Here is a 17,621-nt window from a genome sequence, read left to right on the forward strand (position 1 = left end):
TCCCGGACCGTGGAACCGGGCTCCCACCCGAGCGGTGTCGGGTGCATCCTCGTGCCCTGACACTGAAATCAGCATCGAACGACGCAAACCCGACCTCCGGTCAGGCCGCGCGAAAAATCGAGGCTAGAGGACGGTGCACGGCTTGCGCGAGCGCAGCAACCTCACAAACGACCTCTGCAGCTTTCGCGTGGGATGGATGAGGTAATCCGAGTTCATCTGCGAGAGAGACGATCTGGACATGCGTGTGTTCGAGCTGTTCGGCAAGTTCTCGGAACTCGAGTGCGGTACGGCGAGCGTCATGCTCGTCGAGGCTGAGGAGTTCGAGCGCGGGTGGCGACAATGCTTGCAGTGCCTGCTCGGATGCACTGCCTTCAGCCGACAACCGGACCGGCAACTCCCGCCAGCGGTTGCCACCATTGGTGCGAGCACTGATGGCCGCCTCGCGGACCCACCCCAGTTCCTCCACTAATCGATCCACGCTCTTTTCAACATCATCGACGAAACTGTCAGTGGTGAGCCACCATTGGGGGGAAGCCACTCGCGCCTTCACAAGCCGAAGCATGACCAACAAGCGCTCTACATCCTGCTCGTCCTCGAGAGCAAGACCACCACCCGACAAATCTCGATAACGGTCCATCGCACCGATCAGGACACGAATCGCCGTTCCAGCCTGATCGAGGGCCGGCCTCACATTCACCGCGTCGCGACGCACGTTGCGCCATGGGAATCTAGGATCTGCAACCGCGGCCCAACCGCGCGCGATAATTTCGGTCGCCTCGATTATGGTTGCCAGGTCGCGGCCGGTGAGAACTTCTACTCTGAATCCGCCATCCTTGGCGGGCGGATCGATGTACGCGATCGTGGCATCCGACAAACCTGCGATCCGGCCGATCGTATCGTGCAGTGTTCGGGCCATCGGATCCCGCGATTCGTTCATCGCTTCGGCATATCCGGATAGCGCCTCGCGCGCCCTTCGTACTTCTTCCTTTGTGCTGTGCGGCAATCGTGGAGCGCGGGGCTCCTCATCCAAGGCGCGGCCAAGTTCCTTTGCGACCGCACTGCGACTCGTGGAATTGCTGTGCAACGCCATGACGTAAGAGTCCAGTCCTACCGACCTGAGTCGATCGAGCACAACGTCGAGTGCTGCAGCTTTCTCGCTTACGAAAAGCACACTCCGTCCTGCATGGATGAGCGCAGCGATCATGTTGGTGATCGTCTGACTCTTGCCCGTACCCGGAGGGCCATCCATAACGAATGATTGGCCGGCCACGGCGGCAGAGACTGCCTGTCGTTGGGACGCGTCGGCATCAAGGACGAGGGGACTGTCCTCCGGCGGGGAAAGCTCGTCGATTCGGTCGAGCTGGATCTCCTCGAAATCGAAGCGATCGGCCGCCAGCTTTGCGCCAGGACCAAGCGCCACGGCCTTGATGAGATCACTGCGCATCACCTGCGCTTCGTTTTCCAGGAGGTCCTTGTACATGGACTCCTTATGGGAGGCGAATAACGCCAGCACGACTCGCTCGGAGATGGTCCAGCCGTTCTTACCCTCGACACACGATGCAGCCGCCTCGAGCACCGCGTTCAGGTCGGTAGGATCGAGGTCTGCAACAGGCGACCAATCGATGTAGAACTGTTCCAGCTTGACGGGCAGGGCCGGATTCAGCTTCGGTTCCTCGTCCTCGTTGAGAACAAGACGGATCCGGCCGTTCGGTGTCCGTTCGAGTGAGACCGGAATCAGAATGAGCGGCGCGTCGTTGCCGACTTCTGCCCCGTCCTCTCGCCAGTTGAGCATTCCGACGCCCAGCTGAAGCGTCCATATACCGTAGTCGTTGAACACCTGAGTCGATCGCCGCCGGAGATTGCCGAGCGCTCGGGTCAAGGCGGGGGCCGTCGCCTTCTGGGTGAGAATTCCCTGGCGTTTACGATCCGGAGCGGGTCTGCTCTCACCGCTTCCCTCGGATTCCTCATCAGGAAGGGCAGCGAAATCCCACCCACGTTCGAGCCCCGATATGAGTTCTTCGGTCGAGGGCTGCCTGATTTCCAGCGTCGCCGCTTGCGTGTGGCGGAAGTTCAACAGGCGATTTCTACCACTCAGATCGACCAGGGACGTCCGCCACCGAGCGATAACGCTCTTCAAACGATCGAGGTCGTCATCGCCACCGATACCACTCGGAGTTGTCACGCTGATCCTTGCTGTTCACTATCGTGGGGCTGGCCGCAGCACCGACCAAATCGCGGTCGGTCCGGACCAGCAAGTTCGTACAGATTCTTTGGGAACGAAATGCTAGACGATTACTCAGATACTGGGTACGAGGTATTTGGCGTTGGTTCTCCGGTCCCTCGCCTCATCCCATTCAGGCCTCGCTCCAACGTCCCAGGTCGGGAAGAACGACGCGGGCGCGTGAACGGCGCTTGAATCACACCGGTCGCCTGAGGACAGCCGCTGTGCAGGATGACAAGCGCACGTCGCTGGGCGCGCATATCGATCACGTCAACCTCCGCAGTCGTTCCGCCGGGCAAGCGCCCCGCATATCTCGGGACATTCTTACCGCTCCGTCCGACACGAACGAACCCGCCCCACAAATCGGCCGACCCGGTAACACGTGGGATCTGTCTGGCGATAGATCAAGTTGCCCGGACGCATGTATCGAGTCCGTGGAAGGACGTCAACCAGCGGTGCGGTAGCGCGAGGCTAGAGCGCCCCTGGTCCCGGTTTCAGTCGCTCCACACTTCACGACTCGTAGTTCGGCGACAACATCTCAGTCGGCGTCGTCTCCCTACCCCAACGCTGGTGCAGTCGTAGGGACTGTCCGAGATCCCTCGCTTACGCCCCGGCCCACGACACCGGCGACACGGTACTCCGTCCGCTTCCCGTGTATCGATACTCGGTCTACGTCCCCTGCACCGACGAGTTCGTCCAACTCGTCAAGCACAACCTTCAATCCAAGTCGAGCTAGGCGGCCAACTCGACAACTGGCAGCGGCGTACGGCCGAGCATTCAGATTCTGGTCGGCGAGCGACTCCGGAACCACAGCGCAGACAGGCTCGACGACTGCAGCCGTCGCCTACCCCGCACCATCGGTAACGTCCTCAGTCAACGGACATCGTTGACCAACTCGAGCGGTGCCCAACCCGCACCGGGCGCAGCAGTATCCGCGCCATCGGGTGCGATGCTGCGGCGCTCGAGCACGCCCCACAGCTCCGTCATCGAGGCGACAGGATCGAGGTAGTACTCCGATTCCCGGACCCTCCAGAACTTCCACCCACTCCGGTGCAGTTCACGCTCCCGCTCGAGGTCGGCGCGCTGCCGGTCGGGGCTGGTGTGCCACTGCTCGTCGTCGCATACGACAGCGAGCTTTCCTGCCGCACCGGTCACTACCAGATCGATGAAGTGGCCGTTCACCTCGACCCGCGGGTTCACGTGGTATCCGCGGGCGACGATGTCGAGGAACACTTCCTGCTGGAAGAGACTGTCGAACGCCTCGTGCCGCTCGTCGCGCGTCACACCGCGGGGCATCGGTTCAGCGGGGCTCGGGGACGTGGACTGCATATGGGTGAGCAACGAATACCGCAGGTCGGTGCGACGGAACGTGTCGACCGTCCTCGAATGGAACAGCCACAGCTGATCCTGAGCACGCGACGCAGCAACGTTGAACCGTCGCTGGTATTCGGTTCGCGTCAACGCTGCGATGTTCTGGTCAGGCGCCACGACCATCGACAGGAACACCACATTCCGCTCGTCACCCTGGAAATCCGGGGGCGTGCCGACGCGGAGTCTGCGTTGCTCCCACTGGTCCGGGGTGAGCCGGTCCAACAGTTCGTTCTGGATGACGTCGATTTGCGACTGCCCCTGCAGAACCACCACGCCGAAGGTCTTGCCGTCGTACGCGGGGTCCTCGACACACTGCACGAGAGTGTCCACGAGGGCATGGGCCTCGGCGTGGTTCGTCAGCGTCGAGTTCTGTCCGGTGACGGCACCGCCTTCGACCTGTGTGGTGCGTAGTGGCGGCAGACGGTCGGAACCGTACTGCCGCATGGGAACCAGCGGGTCGTCCGCGTAGAAGTGGTCGCTGGACCACGCGATGATCTCCGGCATCGACCGGAAATGCTCCCGCAGCCGGATGATGCTTCCGAACCTCGACCGCAACAACGAGAACAGACTCGACCGCGGAGTGAAACTGTCGCGCAGGTAATTCGGAATGTCGGGCAGATACGAATCGAGACGACTGAAGACCCCGTCGAGCGCACCCAGCGACACCGCACTGGGTGCACACTGCTTGTCGTCACCGACAACGATCACCCGCGGCGCCAACCACAGCAGGAACAGACTGCTGATGTCGGTCTGGCTTGCTTCGTCGACGATGACGACGTCGAACGAATTCTGTTCGGGTGGAATCGAAGCCAGGACCTGTTGCAACGGCATCACCCACGCCGGCACCGCACCCTGCGCAATCTGCATGGCCTCGCGCGCCGCTGCCCGATAGCGCTCCGCGTACCGCCCGGTTCCCTTGCCGATGCTCGCGACATGGTCGCGGTACGAGTGGAGCGCCTGGACCTGCTCGGCGGTCGTGCGGTCGAGGCACGCGCTCCACGCCTTCTCCTCGACGAGCTGGGTCGTAAGACGCGTGATGTCCTTTTCGACTGCGTCGAGTTCGCGTTCGAACTGTCCGTCGTCGCTTCGCTCGTGGAAGCGCCGCACCCAGTCGTCTGCGCGCCGCCACGCCCACGCATCGTTGATGTGGGCGAGACGAACCGGCCAGGCCAGGCTCAACGAACTCTCTCCTATGGCCTGCGCGAGCCCCGGTGCAGCAGTGGTCAGACGCGCCTGCAGGGAGACGAGTTCCAGCTCCTCGCGTTGTTCACCGGCAGCACGATCCCACGCGTCCAACGCTGCATTGATGCCATCGAAGTCCGCGTCGTGGAAGGCTCGTGCCAGCGCACGTCCTTCGGGCGAGGCTCCCCCGGAGATCTGGCCCCGCACGTACATTCCGATGGATTCGAGCCAGTTCTTGCTTGCTTCCGCAGTGCCCGTTGCGGCGATGGAACGGGCCGATTCGGCAGTGGATCGCGCCTGTTCGACACTCGTGATCCGTGGCGCACCGGGGTGGACATCGCGTAACGCCGATTCGACGTCTCGCACCCGGGCTACGAGGCTGTCGACGATGGCGCGGTCCCGGTCGATGAAGGCGAGGGTACCGACAGCGCGGCTGCGCGACTCGTCGAGCTCGATGTCTATACCTAGATCGTGGAGGACGACCCGCGCAACCCGGATCGCCTCGAGCACACGGAGGTGTTCGGCGACGATGCGCACTGTGTGGGCGGTGGTAGCCGCGACGCCGTCGACGGTCGCCGGCTCACCCAGCGCCTCGACTGCAGATTGCTCGTCGCTCCTCCGGAACCGGGTGAAACCGGTGCGCCACGTGTCCCCCGCCTCCAGCTTGCGGGCGAGCGCGTCGTACGTCGCGAAGGCGAGCTGTCCCGTCACCGGCGTCTCCACCGAGCTGGCACCGACGATCCGATCGGCCTCCTGCGCGGCCTGCACGAGCCCTGCGAGCTCGGCGGTCTTTCCCCACAGATGCTGCGCCCTCCCCGACAGGACGTCGTCGGCGACGCGCTGGATTCGAGGGTCGAGCCGATCTGCATCCTCCAGAGCACCCTGCAGTTGTTCGCACAGGTCTCGGATACGACCGAGCGCTTCGAGGGATGCACCCTCGAGTATCTGAGGCAACCCCTGCAGCTCACCGTTTTCCGTGCCGTTCGATGTTTGCGAGACGGCAGCGCACGCGTACTGCAGTTCCCTCTGGGTGGGGAGGGACAGTTCCGGGAAGCGTTGGTGCCGACGTCGCGCGCGCTCGACGCTCGACCGCTGATGGAGCGCATGGAGAGTGACGAGTTCGTCGACCGTCAGGGGCGGGGCATCGGTGAGGAGAGGTGCAGGCAGCCACCCGTACCTGGATACGTGCGCTCGGACCCGTCGGACGATCGACGCAGCCGTCCCCTCGTAACCGGCGGCGACCTCGGTGTGGACTACCGTCTCCTCCGCTCGCGCCTGCCGGATCTGTTCCATCAGCGTCGCTCGACGGTCCAGTGCATCGTTACGTTGCGTGGTGAGCTCGTCGATGCGTTCCTGCGCGCGTCGCACGCTGAATTGCGCCTTGCGGATGGCGATTTCGCTGACGCTACGGGTGAGTTCCGCAGTTCCGCCATGCACCGGGTCGGTCACGGCCACGCACAGTTCCTGCAGTTCGGGCGGAAGCTTGTCTCGGAGTACACGCAGCGCCTGAGCCTTCTCGCTGGTGACCAGCACGCGCTGGCCACGCGCGAGCAGCGCCGCCACGATGTTGGCGATGGTGTGGGTCTTGCCCGTGCCCGGTGGGCCTTCGACCACGACGCCGCTGTCGCCGGCGAGCCGGTCGATGATGTCGCGCTGCTCTTCGTTCGCGGGCAGCGGGAGCAGCTGCTCGCCGGTGAATGGGGCCGACGACGTGCCGGTTCGGTCGAGCCACGCGACACGGTCGGCCGGTTCGATCGCTTCGACGAGCTGTGCCAGACCGAGCGGCACCGGGCTCGACTCGTCGGCGACGGCCTCGCTCATGCGGTTGTAGTACTCGATGAGCGCAGACGCGCCGCGTTTACGCAGAACCAGGGCGGGGGACGGTGTCAGGAACGCGGCGGATGACGGAGCTTCACCGGCATGGTCGACGACATCGACGCCGACGGTGAGCGCGCGGTCGGCCCAGCCTTTGAGAAACACCCGTACCGCGGGGTCGACCGGCGACGCAACCTGCGTGACGAGGAACGCGTGCAGATTGCGGGTACTGGACGGATCGAACACCCCCAGCCCGGTGAGCAGCTGAGTATCTTCGAGCGACGGGCTCGCGTCGGGATTCAACCGGACCAGCAGGTCGCCGGACTCCGCATGGCGTTCGACGAGGGTGGACTGCGTGATCAGGTGAGTGAATACCCGCTCCCCCGCAACATCAGCGGGGAGCTGCAACAACCCGGATGCGACGACGAGCTCCAGCGATTCGGGTTGGGCTTCGAGGTCGAGCATCGCGCGCTGCAGGAATGTGTAGGCCTGCGACGCGGGGCGGCGTTCGCGGTCGACGGCAGCCCACGCCCGCCATGCTGTGAGCCAGGTATCGAACCCGTCGATGTCGCCCGCCAGCGGGTCGAGAGTCGGTTCGACTGTGGAATCGTCGATCGCCCCCTGTACATGCGCCGCGAACAACTCAGGAGGGCGCGGTGGGTCTTCGAGCTGGACACGCCGTGCGCGGAGAACAACATCGCCTGCTGCTGCATCCGGACTGAGAGCGACGTCGAGGTTTCCCTCGTTGAGGGACATCACGGCACGGTGCTTGCCGAGAACTCGGACGGGTGTGCTGCGGGCTTTGACGAGCTCGGACAGGAAAGTGAGCAAGCGTTGCACACGATCCCTCAATTCGGGATCGTTCTCCTTCAACTCGACACCCACTCCACCCACCCTGCCTCCACCCGCCCTGCTTCCACCCGCCGACGGAACGGGCAGTACCACCTTAGAGCTTGTGGCAGGAGAACTGCGCGAAGCAGGTCGACGCAGCTGCGAGGTGAGGGATCCGAGTGAAGTGTTCGGCACGACGTTCGTGGCGGGCCCTCAGCCCCTCGACCGCACCTCCGGCCGACAGTCTCGCACCCGCCCCGCTACGCTCCAGCTCATGACTGAGCCGACCTCGACCTACACCAACGTGACGCTCGACCCCCGCGCCAACGTCTACTTCGACGGCGCGTGCGTCAGCCACACGTTCCGGCTGGCCGACGGGACCCGCAAGACGGCCGGCGTGATCCTGCCCGCAACCCTGAACTTCGGCACCGACGCTCCCGAAGTCATGGAATTGCACAGCGGCGCCTGCCGAATCCGGCTGGCCGGCAGCGAAGACTGGACCTCCTACCGCGCCGGCGACAGTTTCTCGGTGCCTGGCAACTCGTCATTCGACATCGAAGTGACCGAAGCCGCCAGCTACGTCTGTCACTACGGGTGACCACAACCCACCTTCCGAACCGAACGCTCTCACCGAACCCCTTACTCGGCGAGGGCGTTGGCTCGCTCAGCCAGGTTCACCGTCAAGGCTTCATATCAACCCCATATCGGTGCCACCTATTCGCTCGAACCCGTTCCAGCGCAGCCTCGGTCCCCAGCTCGGTTCGATACTCCGGATTCTCGAAATAGAACAGCAACAGCGCATAGAGAAGCACCGGATCGACGGGATGCTTGTGGCAATACACTTCGATCATCGGCATGGGCGGCAATGCATCCCACCCGAAACCCCGGGGCATTGTCGTACGTCGCTCCCACTGGGCTGCAGGGTGCCCGAGAAGCACGATCGCCCAGTTGATGAGTGCCGCCGGCCTGACCACCAGGATGGAGTGCCATTCCAATGTCGACTCCAGGCTCCAGCCTCGTTGGTGGATTACGCTCGGCGTCAGCACCGGCCGTCCACAGCGAATTCTTCCGACCAGCATCATTGGAAGGAAGCATCCCGCAACGCATCCCAACCCGGTCAGCATGATGCCGACCACGATTGTTCCTCCCCCACCGCCGTGACGGAAAATGTCGGCCGCAGCCGAGAGGCAGAGCGCAGCCGCCGCGAGGAAGAACATCGCCACCGATGAGAATACGATCCGCGACTGTTCGATGACAGTCGCCGACACACCGTTCCACTCCATGGTGCGAATCGAGCCCATCCGATTGCTGCGCGCATTCGCCACGACGGGCATCAGAATCACGCTGAGGAAGAAGCAACTGAACAAGACTCCGTATTTCGCCATATATGGATCACCGACCACAAGTCCACCTGCAGCAATGAACAGCGCCGGGAGGGCAAACACCGTCAGGGCGGCCACCGAAAGCACCAGGCGTCCTGTCCACCTGCGCGCCGACCATTCGATCGGCCGCGAGATCTGATCAGAAGAGTGCATCCGGGATACCTTCCACCACATCACCGACGGCTGCCCCAGCATCGGCGACCGCGTCGAATCCCGCCGAACGGCACAGCCCGCTCAATGGGCTTGTCCGTCGCGGTGATCCTGTGACTGCCTCGACCCGCGGCGGATAAGACATCGGCGGAATTCCCCCCGCAGAAATACTCACAAGCCCCCTACGTCCCGACCACCGATCCCCATCGGCCCCCCGCCCGGATACAGGCGCCAAGAGTAGCGCACCGTGCCACCCTGCCAGTCCGGCACACCGTCACTGGTCGAGCCGTGGATTCCAGCGCGAATACGGCAGCGAGATCCTCCACCGGTGGCCGATACTTGTTCCCGCAACCACCGACAGGAATGCGCGTTCCCGGCGCGACTTCTCCGATTCACCCCTCGTCGAAATGAAGAGGGCTCGCCCATTTCTGGTGGCGTTGTTCATTCCCAGTTCCGGTACGTCCCTCCCGTCCTCTGGGGGCCGATGATCGAAGTCGCACTCTGCGGCCCAATCGGTCGACCGAAGCGTAATGCCGACCGCTCCTAGTCGTCGCTCTCCACATCGACCCCGTACCGCACCGCCAGTGCGCCGAGGTCGTCGTCGTATCCCTGTCCCACGGCCCGTACGCGCCACTTCCCTGCGCGCCGATAGATTTCGGCGAGCACCATGGTGCGTTCGGTGGTTCCGGCGTCGAGGACGAAGGTCGCCGCGACACCTTCGTCGCTGTCGATGCTGACGGAGACGGCGCCGAGATCACCGAAGGTGCGGTCGCCGTCGATCGCGGCCGCGATGGCGATGCGTTCGCATTCCGCGGGCAGCGACGCGAGATCGAGGCGCACGCATTGTTCGCTGCTGCCGTCGATGGTCAGTTCCACGACGCCGTCGTCGTAGAGCGGGTTGTTGTAGAAGACGAAATCGTCGTCGGTGTCGACCTTTTCGTCGTCTCCGAGCAGAAATGCGACGATGTCGATGTCGAATTCGTCTCCGGCGGATTCGGCTTTCCAGGCGATGTTCACCGACCACGACTGGATCTTCTCGGGCAGGTCGATCACCTCGCCGAGCGACAGCACCGGAGCGGTCAGTCGTGCTTCGGTCCGCATGTGCGGTGGGACGACGCCCTTTTCGACTGCCGCGTTCACGTCGTCGGGGGTGAGGACGGGAAGTTCGCGTTGCACGACTCGCGGCATCCTCTTGTCCGATTCTCCACCGTCGAGGATGAGGGCGTCGGTGACCGCGGCCGTGAAGTTGAGGGCCGGTCGAGCGCCGAGTTGAGTGATGCGCGAACGCATCAGCACTCCTTCGAGGTGAGTACCGCCCAGTAGCAGCACCTTTCGTCCCGACCACAGCTTCGGCGCGTGTCCTTGCAGAGCCCAGTTCTGTGCCGGCGATGTCGCCTGAGGAACAGGTGCGGTGAGAACCTGGGGTGTCTCGACCGTCGTCTCCACCTGCGGCACCACGTCGATGACGGTCGCCACCTTCGGCTCGCCCGGAACGACGCGTGTCAGAAGTTCGTCGAGCTGCTGTTCGCTGATGACCGGAATTCCCTCGGCCATGGCCTTGCGTACCTTGGTGGTCTGCACGACGGGGTCGTTGCACACGACAACGCTGGTCTGCTTGCTGACCTGGTTGAGGACGTCCAGACCGGCCTCGGTCATGCGGCTCGCGAGCGTCAGCCGCGGCGTGGCGGTGGACCCGCTGATCACCACCTTCATCCCCTGCACGAGGCCCGCTTCGGTGAGGCGGCCCGGGTTCTTCCAGGCGCACGTCACACGCGGGACCGAGTCCGGGTAGACCGACTTGCGGCTGCGACAGTTCATGACGGGCAACGGCAATTGCAGGTTGTCGGCGAGACCGGCGCTGCGCAGGAAGATCTCGGACAGCACGCGTGCGTCGTCGTACGCGTCGTGTTCCTGGAGCTGCTGCACCTGCCAGTGCTGGGCCAGCGTGGAGAGCTTGTAATTGGGAACATCGAGTTCGAGACGCCGCGACAACGCCAGCGTGCAGAGGCGCTGCTGCGCCGGCAGCGACTTGCCGGCGCGCCGGAACTCGGCGTCGAGAAATCCGTAGTCGAACGACGCGTTGTGCGCGACGACCGTCCCGCCGTCGAGGATATCGGCGAGTTCGGCGGCGATATCCTCGAACCGCGGGGCGCCGCTCAGTCGCTCGCGCGTCAGGTTGTGGACGTGCACGGGGCCCGGATCGCATCCCGGATCGACGAGCGACGAGAACTCCCGCTCGACCGATCCGTCCTCACGCAGGGCCAGTGCAGCGACGCTGAGTACCCGGTGCGCGTTCGGCCGCAGACCCGACGTCTCGACGTCCACTACCACCCAACGATGGTCGCGGGGCAGCGTCACGCGCCCGCCTGCATGCACACGCACATCGCTCACGTCGACCCTCCGAATGTCCTCGCGACCGAGTCGCATCCCGGCACAAACGCACATTCTGAACGGAGTGTCCGACACGTTGTACACCGCCCCGGATTTCTGTCGACGCCTGTAACGCCTCCACGGAATCGGTCGATATGCCTCTCCCGAATACATCGAATCGGGTCGACAGACGGGGCTGAGCAGCAGTTTCACGGTGCCGCCCCGGCGACTGCGTCGTCATTGGTGACGACCGGTAATTCGCGCCCACCTCGTGCGACCGGTCGCAGAGTCCACTGTGGATTGTCAGCACGCACGTCGCCCAATGTTCGGATTCCCCGCCGAGACGTGTTCCGGATAGTGTCGCCACGTGTCGACGCAAACCGGGAACATCGCAAGCGAGTCGAGAGACTCGAACCCCCGCCACCTCTCGGTCTTCGGCCTCGACTTCGTCGGTCTCGTCGGCGCTCTGTTCTTCTTCGCGTGGAGTCTGAGTCCTTCGCTTATCCCCCGTGAGTGGTTCTACCAGGGCTTGGTCAGCGGCGTCACGAGCATCATCGGTTACGGCATCGGGGTGCTCGTCGCGTTCCCGGCGCGACGGTGGATCGCTCCCCGGCTCACCTGGTGGCGACGGCGCCATACCGCCCGGATCATTGCGCAGGTCGTGGTGGCGATCGCGGCGACCGCCACACTGATCGGAAGTTTGCTGTTCGCGGCGGATTGGCAGAATCAGATCCGTGCGCTCATGGGCATCGAGACCACGACGGGATTCGCGTATCTGCGCACCGGACTGGTCAGTGTCGCGATCTTCGCCGCCGTCCTCTACATCGCGCGCGGGTTGCGTTGGATCGGACGACGATTCGCGGAGTTCCTGGCAAGGCGGCTGCGGGTTCCGGTTGCGGGCGCGCATGTTCTTGCGCCGGTGATCCTGACGGTCGCTGCGATCGTATTCGTCGACGAGGTTCTGCTCGCTAGTAGTTCGACCGCGGCGCGCATTGTGTTCGCCGGCGACAACAACAGCACCGATCCCGGAGTGGAACAGCCGCTGGAGCCGGAGCGGTCGGGCAGCGCGGCATCGCCGTCGTCGTGGGAGAGCCTCGGACGTCAAGGACGTACGTTCGCGGACGGCGGTCTACGCGCCGACGAACTCGCGGAGCTCAACGGTGCACCCGCACTCGAACCGATCCGCGTGTATGCGGGGCTCGAAGCGGACGGCACCACCGAAGAACAGGTGCGGTTGATTCTCGACGAACTCGACCGCACCAAGGCCTGGGAGCGAGAAATTCTCGTCGTATCCGGAACAACGGGTACAGGGTGGATCAACCCGGTCGCCGCCGACTCGATCGAGATGATCCACAACGGCAACTCGGCGATCGCCGCGATCCAGTATTCGTTCCTGCCGAGTTGGATTTCGTTCCTCGTCGACGGTGCAGCGGCCAAGGCCGCAGGCGATGCGCTCATCACCGGCGTGCACGAGCGGTGGCTGCAACTTCCGGAGGAGCAGCGTCCGAAGCTGCTGGTCTACGGCGAGAGCCTCGGCTCACAGTCGGCCGAAGCCGCTTTCGACGACCTCGCCGACATGCGCCACGACATCGACGGTGCCTTGTTCGTCGGCCCGCCGAATTCGAACCGGCTGTGGGGCAGCATCGTCGCGCACCGTGATGCCGGCTCCCCCGAAGTCCTCCCGGTATACGAGGACGGGGTCGCGGTGCGGTTCGCCTCCGATATTCGGAATCTCGAATCGATCGAGGGACGGTGGGAGGACCCCCGGGTGCTGTATCTGCAGCATGCGTCCGACCCGGTGGTGTGGTGGGGACCGGGGCTGCTGTTCGAGCGACCCGCCTGGCTCGCCGAAGCACCCGGCGCGGATCGGACACCGTCGATGCGGTGGTATCCGATCGTCACCTTTGCGCAGGTGGCCGCCGACATCATGGTCGGCACGTCACCGCCGGTCGGGCACGGGCACAACTACGAAGATCTCATTCCCTACGGATGGGCTGCGGTGTCGGCTCCTGAGGGCTGGACATTCGCCGACTCTCAGCGGATCGCCGAAGCCGTCGACCGATTGCATGATTCAGAATGAGAATAATTGCGCCACAACATATTCCGAGTAGCGGAATACCGACAGCGCTCGAATCGCCGAAGCGCCACGCCCGCGCGTGGTTGCCGCCGAGACGCAGATTTCACCCGAGCATTTAACCCTTCCACGTCGCCGGATCATTTCTCTGCGGGAAAAGAGTGGTAGAACACGAAAAGCATGGAGAAGGCTTTCCCCTTCCGATGAAAGCGATCGCCGATGACCTCTACAACGGATGCACCGCCCGCAAGCTCCGAACCCGACGACGCTGCGCCGCCGCTCACGTCGCGGCTGGGCGCCGGAACACTGCGGTGGCTCGCACGATTCCACCCGGTCGGTCTGGCGATGGCACTGCTCTTCTACTGCTGGTCGCTGTCGCCGTCGCTGCTGCCGCGCGCGTGGTACCTGCAGGGCGTGGCCACCGGCATCAGCGTGGTCACCGGCTACGGCATCGGCGTACTCCTGGCGTGGGCGGTACGCAAGTGCGGCTTCACCGCGAACTGGTCGCCGACGCTGAAGAAGGTGGGGTGGTATCTGCTCGCCGCGGTCGCCCTGGTGATCGTGCCGACGTTCCTCGTCCTCGGTTCGTGGTGGCAGGACATCAGCCGCGAACTGGTCGGCGTCGAGCGCGGGAGCGGCTGGGCCTACGCCGGGGTGCTGGCCGTCTCCGTCGTCGTCGCGCTCATCCTGTTGCTCGCGGGGCGTGGTCTGCGCGTCGTCGCCCAGGCCCTCACCCGACTCGTCGTCCGGGTTCTCCCGGTGCAGGTCGCGCGGGCCGTGAGTGTCGTGGTGGTCGGACTTGTCGTCCTCACGGCGGTCGAAGGATTGTTGTCGGCGGAGATCGCGCGGATCGCCAACGGATCGGCGATGGTCGTGGACGAAGGCACTCCCGACAACGTCGTGCAGTCACAGGCGCCCGAACGTTCCGGGTCCGATGTGTCCTTCGAACCGTGGGATTCGCTGGGTCGTGAGGGACGCACGTTCGTTGCCGGCGGTCCGAGTCCGGAGGACATCACTGCGGTGACGGGCGAACCGGCCCTGATGCCGATCCGGGTCTACGCGGGCTACCGGTCGCTGGACACCGTCGAGGCGCACTCCGACGTCGAGCAGATGGACGTCCTCGCGGCTCGCGTCGTCTCGGAGCTCGAGCGCACCGGAGCGTTCGAGCGCGACTACCTGGCGGTGGCAACCACGACCGGTCGCGGATGGGTCAACCAGGATGTCGCGGCGAGTCTCGAGTTTCTCGCCGGTGGCAATTCGGCGATTGCCGCGATGCAGTATTCGTTCCTTGCCAGCCCATTGGCGTTCCTCGCCGACCGGGTCTCGCCACGCAACGCCGGCCGGGCGCTGTTCGAGGCGGTGTACGACAGTTGGAGTGACCTCGACCCCGCCACCCGCCCGAAACTGCTCGTTTTCGGTGAATCTCTCGGATCGTACGGTGGCCAGTCGGCGTTCTCCGGAGCGCAGGACATGATCACCCGCACCGACGGCGCCCTCTGGGTGGGGACACCGAATTTCTCGGAGCAGTGGCGCCGCATCACCGATTCGCGCGATCCGGGTAGCCGAGAAATCCTCCCGGTGATCTACGGCGGCCAGAATGTGCGCTTTGCTTCGACTCCCGCCGATCTGTCCGATCTCGAAGGTCTCCGTGAGTGGGAGTTTCCCCGCGTCGTGTACTGGCAGCATGCCAGCGACCCGATCGTGTGGTGGTCCAGCAGACTCGTCCGACACCGACCGGATTGGCTCAGAGAAGAGCGTGGCGCCGACATCGACCAGGGAATGTCGTGGATTCCGTTCGTCACGTTCTGGCAGGTGACGCTGGACATGGTGTTCGCCGCCGAAGTTCCCGGCGGGCACGGCCACGCCTACACGAACGAGGCGGTGTACTTCTGGGCCGACATTCTCGGAATCGAGGACGAGGCACGCACACAACGCATCTTCGACGCATTGGCGTCGGGCGACCGGTAAACCCGATTCACGGAATGGTGAGCGCCGGTACCGCCGCAGGATTACCCGAAACCGTTCCGCTGTGATTGGCCGCAGCGAGGTCCCACGCGGTCTGCCTCGGTGCGACACCGTCGAGGGACCATTGACCGAGCAGCAATGCGACCTTGCTCAGCATTTCGGTACGCAACCGCAGGAACGAGTCCTCAGGGTCGGTACCGACCCGACCGAGCAGTACCCACCAGGCCCAGGCGACCGCGCCGGCATTGGCAACGAAGTCGGGAACGACCGGAATGCCCCGGCCGATCAGGACCGCCTCGGCCTGCGGGGTCGTCGCGGCATTCGCGGCCTCGACCACGACTTTCGCGGCGACCTGGTCGACGTTGTCGGTGGTGATCGCATACGAGATCGCCGCCGGGACGAAAATGTCTGCCGCAGTGGCGATCACCGCCGCACGCGGCAACCGCTGAATATGTGAGGGGACACGGGAGCGGTCGATTTCGCCGTAGCCGTCGCGCAGGTCGAGCAGCGCGGGAACGTCCAGCCCGTCGGGGCAGTACAGTGTGCCGAGCGCGTCGGCGACCGCAATCACGCGCATCCCGGCCTCGTGCAGATACCAGGCCGCGCCGCCGCCCATGGTGCCGATGCCCTGGATTGCCACCGTCGTACCGGCCGGATCCCAGCCGCAGGCGTGCACCGTCCCGATGCAGGCCTGCGCCACTCCGTAACCGCCGATCACATCGCCCAGCAGAAAGCCGCCGGGCACCGGGACGTTCAACGCGTCCCGGACCCTGCGCAGAGTCCGCTGCGGATCCTGCGCGCGGCTGATCGCAGCGTGGTAGGACTGCTGAAGGCCGAGTCGGGCGAAGACGTCGTCGAGCAGATGCTGCGGCACCCCGAGATCCTCCGCGGTCACCCAATGCGCGGCCAGCCACGGGCGCATCGCCTGACAGAACCGCTCCAGCACACCGACCGCTCGCGGGTCTTTCCGGTCGAAGTCGATGCCGCCTTTCGCGCCGCCGACGGGCACGTCGAACACCGCGGTCTTGGCTGCCATGCCCCTGGCCAGATCCTCGACCTCCGACATCGTGCAGCCGGCCCGCATCCGGGTGCCGCCGGTGGCCAGGTCGGACACCAACGTGTGCACGACAAGGAAGCCATGGGCACCGGTGACCGGATCACACCAAGTCAGGCGAAGCAGGGGCTCACCGCTGCGCACGGTCGCCACATCGGCGCGACCCCGCGTCGCAGGGTTCTCACGGTGGTCATGCTGTCGGGGGTCGGGGGTGCGTCCGAACCCACGTTCCGTCGTCGAGGTCATCTCGATCTACCCCCCGTCGTCCTCGGAAAATCATCGTCGTCACGACCACTCGGCCAATGACGCCAGCGTGCGCGCGCCGGTGACGGGGCGTCCAGTTACGAATCTTGAATGGTTGCGTTCACGCTTCCTACACAGCGCGACGCGGACGGGTTGGCCGACTCGGAACGGGTGCCTAGGCTTGCGCCATGGAGCTGTCTCTGCGCCGGTTGCGGATGCTTCGGGAGTTGCACCGCCGAGGCACCGTGACGGCTGCCGCGCTGGCCTTGCACTACACCACTTCCGCTGTGTCGCAACAGCTCACCCAGCTCGAACGCGACGTCGGGACAAAGTTGTTCGAGCGACGGGGCCGGCGGGTGGAGCTCACCGAGAGCGGCCTGCTCCTCGCCGAGCACGCCGAGGAGATCCTCCGATCGGTCGAACGCGCGACGACTGCTCTCGAGCAGACGCAGAACCGGGTCACCGCCCGACTGACCATCGGCGTATGGGCGTCCGTCGCCGCAAGCCTGGTACCGAGTGCACTGACCTTGCTGGCCGCCGAACATCCCGGCATCGAAGTGCGGACGAAAGAACTCGCGCCGGAGGACACCGCGGACGCAGTACGCGACGGCTCGCTCGATTTCTCCTTCGTCATCGACTATTCGGGCTACCCGATGCAGTGGGACCCGGAGTTGACCCGGGTCGTGATCGCGGTGGAGCGACTACACGCAGCACTGCCTCCGGGAACGGTGTCCGCCAAAACCATGGCGCTGGCGGACCTGGCCGAGCATCCCTGGGTTCTTGCCGGACCCCGATCGCATTTCGGCCGCGCCGTGCGCCTGGCCTGTCAGCGTTGCGGATTCGAACCCCGGATCAACCACGAGGTCGGCGAGCAGGCGACCGCACTCGCGATGGTCGCCGCCGGCCTCGGAGTCACGCTCGTCTCCGATCTCGGACTGACGCTGAGCCCGCCGGGAGTGGACG

At 64.8% G+C, this 17,621-nt stretch carries 9 protein-coding genes; 4 read left to right on the top strand and 5 right to left on the bottom strand.

Features of this window, described 5'->3' with window-relative positions; all coding sequences use genetic code 11:
* Positions 1–100: 100 nt before the first annotated feature.
* Positions 101–2,182, bottom strand: a complete 2,082-nt coding sequence (locus Q8814_RS17345) for a DUF4011 domain-containing protein (RefSeq protein ID WP_330153254.1) — start codon at positions 2,180–2,182, stop codon at positions 101–103.
* 912 nt (positions 2,183–3,094) lie between these two features.
* Entirely contained in the window at positions 3,095–7,429 is a 4,335-nt protein-coding gene (locus Q8814_RS17350; protein ID WP_408015923.1) for an AAA domain-containing protein, read from the bottom strand.
* A 265-nt stretch (positions 7,430–7,694) separates the two neighbouring features.
* Here Q8814_RS17350 and ppnP point away from each other — a divergent pair, with 265 nt between their 5' ends.
* Positions 7,695–8,018, top strand: coding sequence for a pyrimidine/purine nucleoside phosphorylase (gene ppnP / locus Q8814_RS17355; RefSeq protein ID WP_330153256.1), 324 nt, complete (start codon positions 7,695–7,697; stop codon positions 8,016–8,018).
* An 82-nt stretch (positions 8,019–8,100) separates the two neighbouring features.
* Here ppnP and Q8814_RS17360 read toward each other — a convergent pair whose 3' ends face one another.
* Together Q8814_RS17360 and Q8814_RS17365 are read right to left on the bottom strand one after the other, a co-directional pair.
* The gene (locus Q8814_RS17360) at positions 8,101–8,955 is read right to left on the bottom strand and encodes a hypothetical protein (protein ID WP_330153257.1); all 855 of its coding nucleotides are present in this window, start codon (positions 8,953–8,955) and stop codon (positions 8,101–8,103) included.
* A gap of 540 nt (positions 8,956–9,495) precedes the next feature.
* Positions 9,496–11,379 (bottom strand): TerD family protein, encoded by a 1,884-nt coding sequence (locus Q8814_RS17365; protein ID WP_408015922.1) that lies wholly within the window; start codon positions 11,377–11,379, stop codon positions 9,496–9,498.
* 310 nt (positions 11,380–11,689) lie between these two features.
* On the opposite strand from Q8814_RS17365, the gene Q8814_RS17370 reads away from it, so the two are divergent.
* Complete coding sequence (locus Q8814_RS17370; RefSeq protein ID WP_330153259.1) at positions 11,690–13,402, top strand: alpha/beta hydrolase; 1,713 nt, start codon at positions 11,690–11,692, stop codon at positions 13,400–13,402.
* A 213-nt stretch (positions 13,403–13,615) separates the two neighbouring features.
* Complete coding sequence (locus Q8814_RS17375) at positions 13,616–15,364, top strand: alpha/beta hydrolase (RefSeq protein ID WP_330153260.1); 1,749 nt, start codon at positions 13,616–13,618, stop codon at positions 15,362–15,364.
* A 7-nt stretch (positions 15,365–15,371) separates the two neighbouring features.
* On the opposite strand, the gene Q8814_RS17380 is transcribed toward Q8814_RS17375, so the two are convergent.
* Entirely contained in the window at positions 15,372–16,661 is a 1,290-nt protein-coding gene (locus Q8814_RS17380) for a Glu/Leu/Phe/Val dehydrogenase dimerization domain-containing protein (protein ID WP_330153261.1), read from the bottom strand.
* A 185-nt stretch (positions 16,662–16,846) separates the two neighbouring features.
* On the opposite strand from Q8814_RS17380, the gene Q8814_RS17385 reads away from it, so the two are divergent.
* Positions 16,847–17,621, top strand: a 775-nt coding sequence (locus Q8814_RS17385; RefSeq protein ID WP_330153262.1) for a LysR family transcriptional regulator, incomplete at its 3' end; no start/stop codon positions are given.

Source organism: Rhodococcus chondri, from assembly GCF_036327435.1.
In the GTDB taxonomy this organism is placed as follows: Bacteria; Actinomycetota; Actinomycetes; order Mycobacteriales; family Mycobacteriaceae; genus Rhodococcus; species Rhodococcus chondri.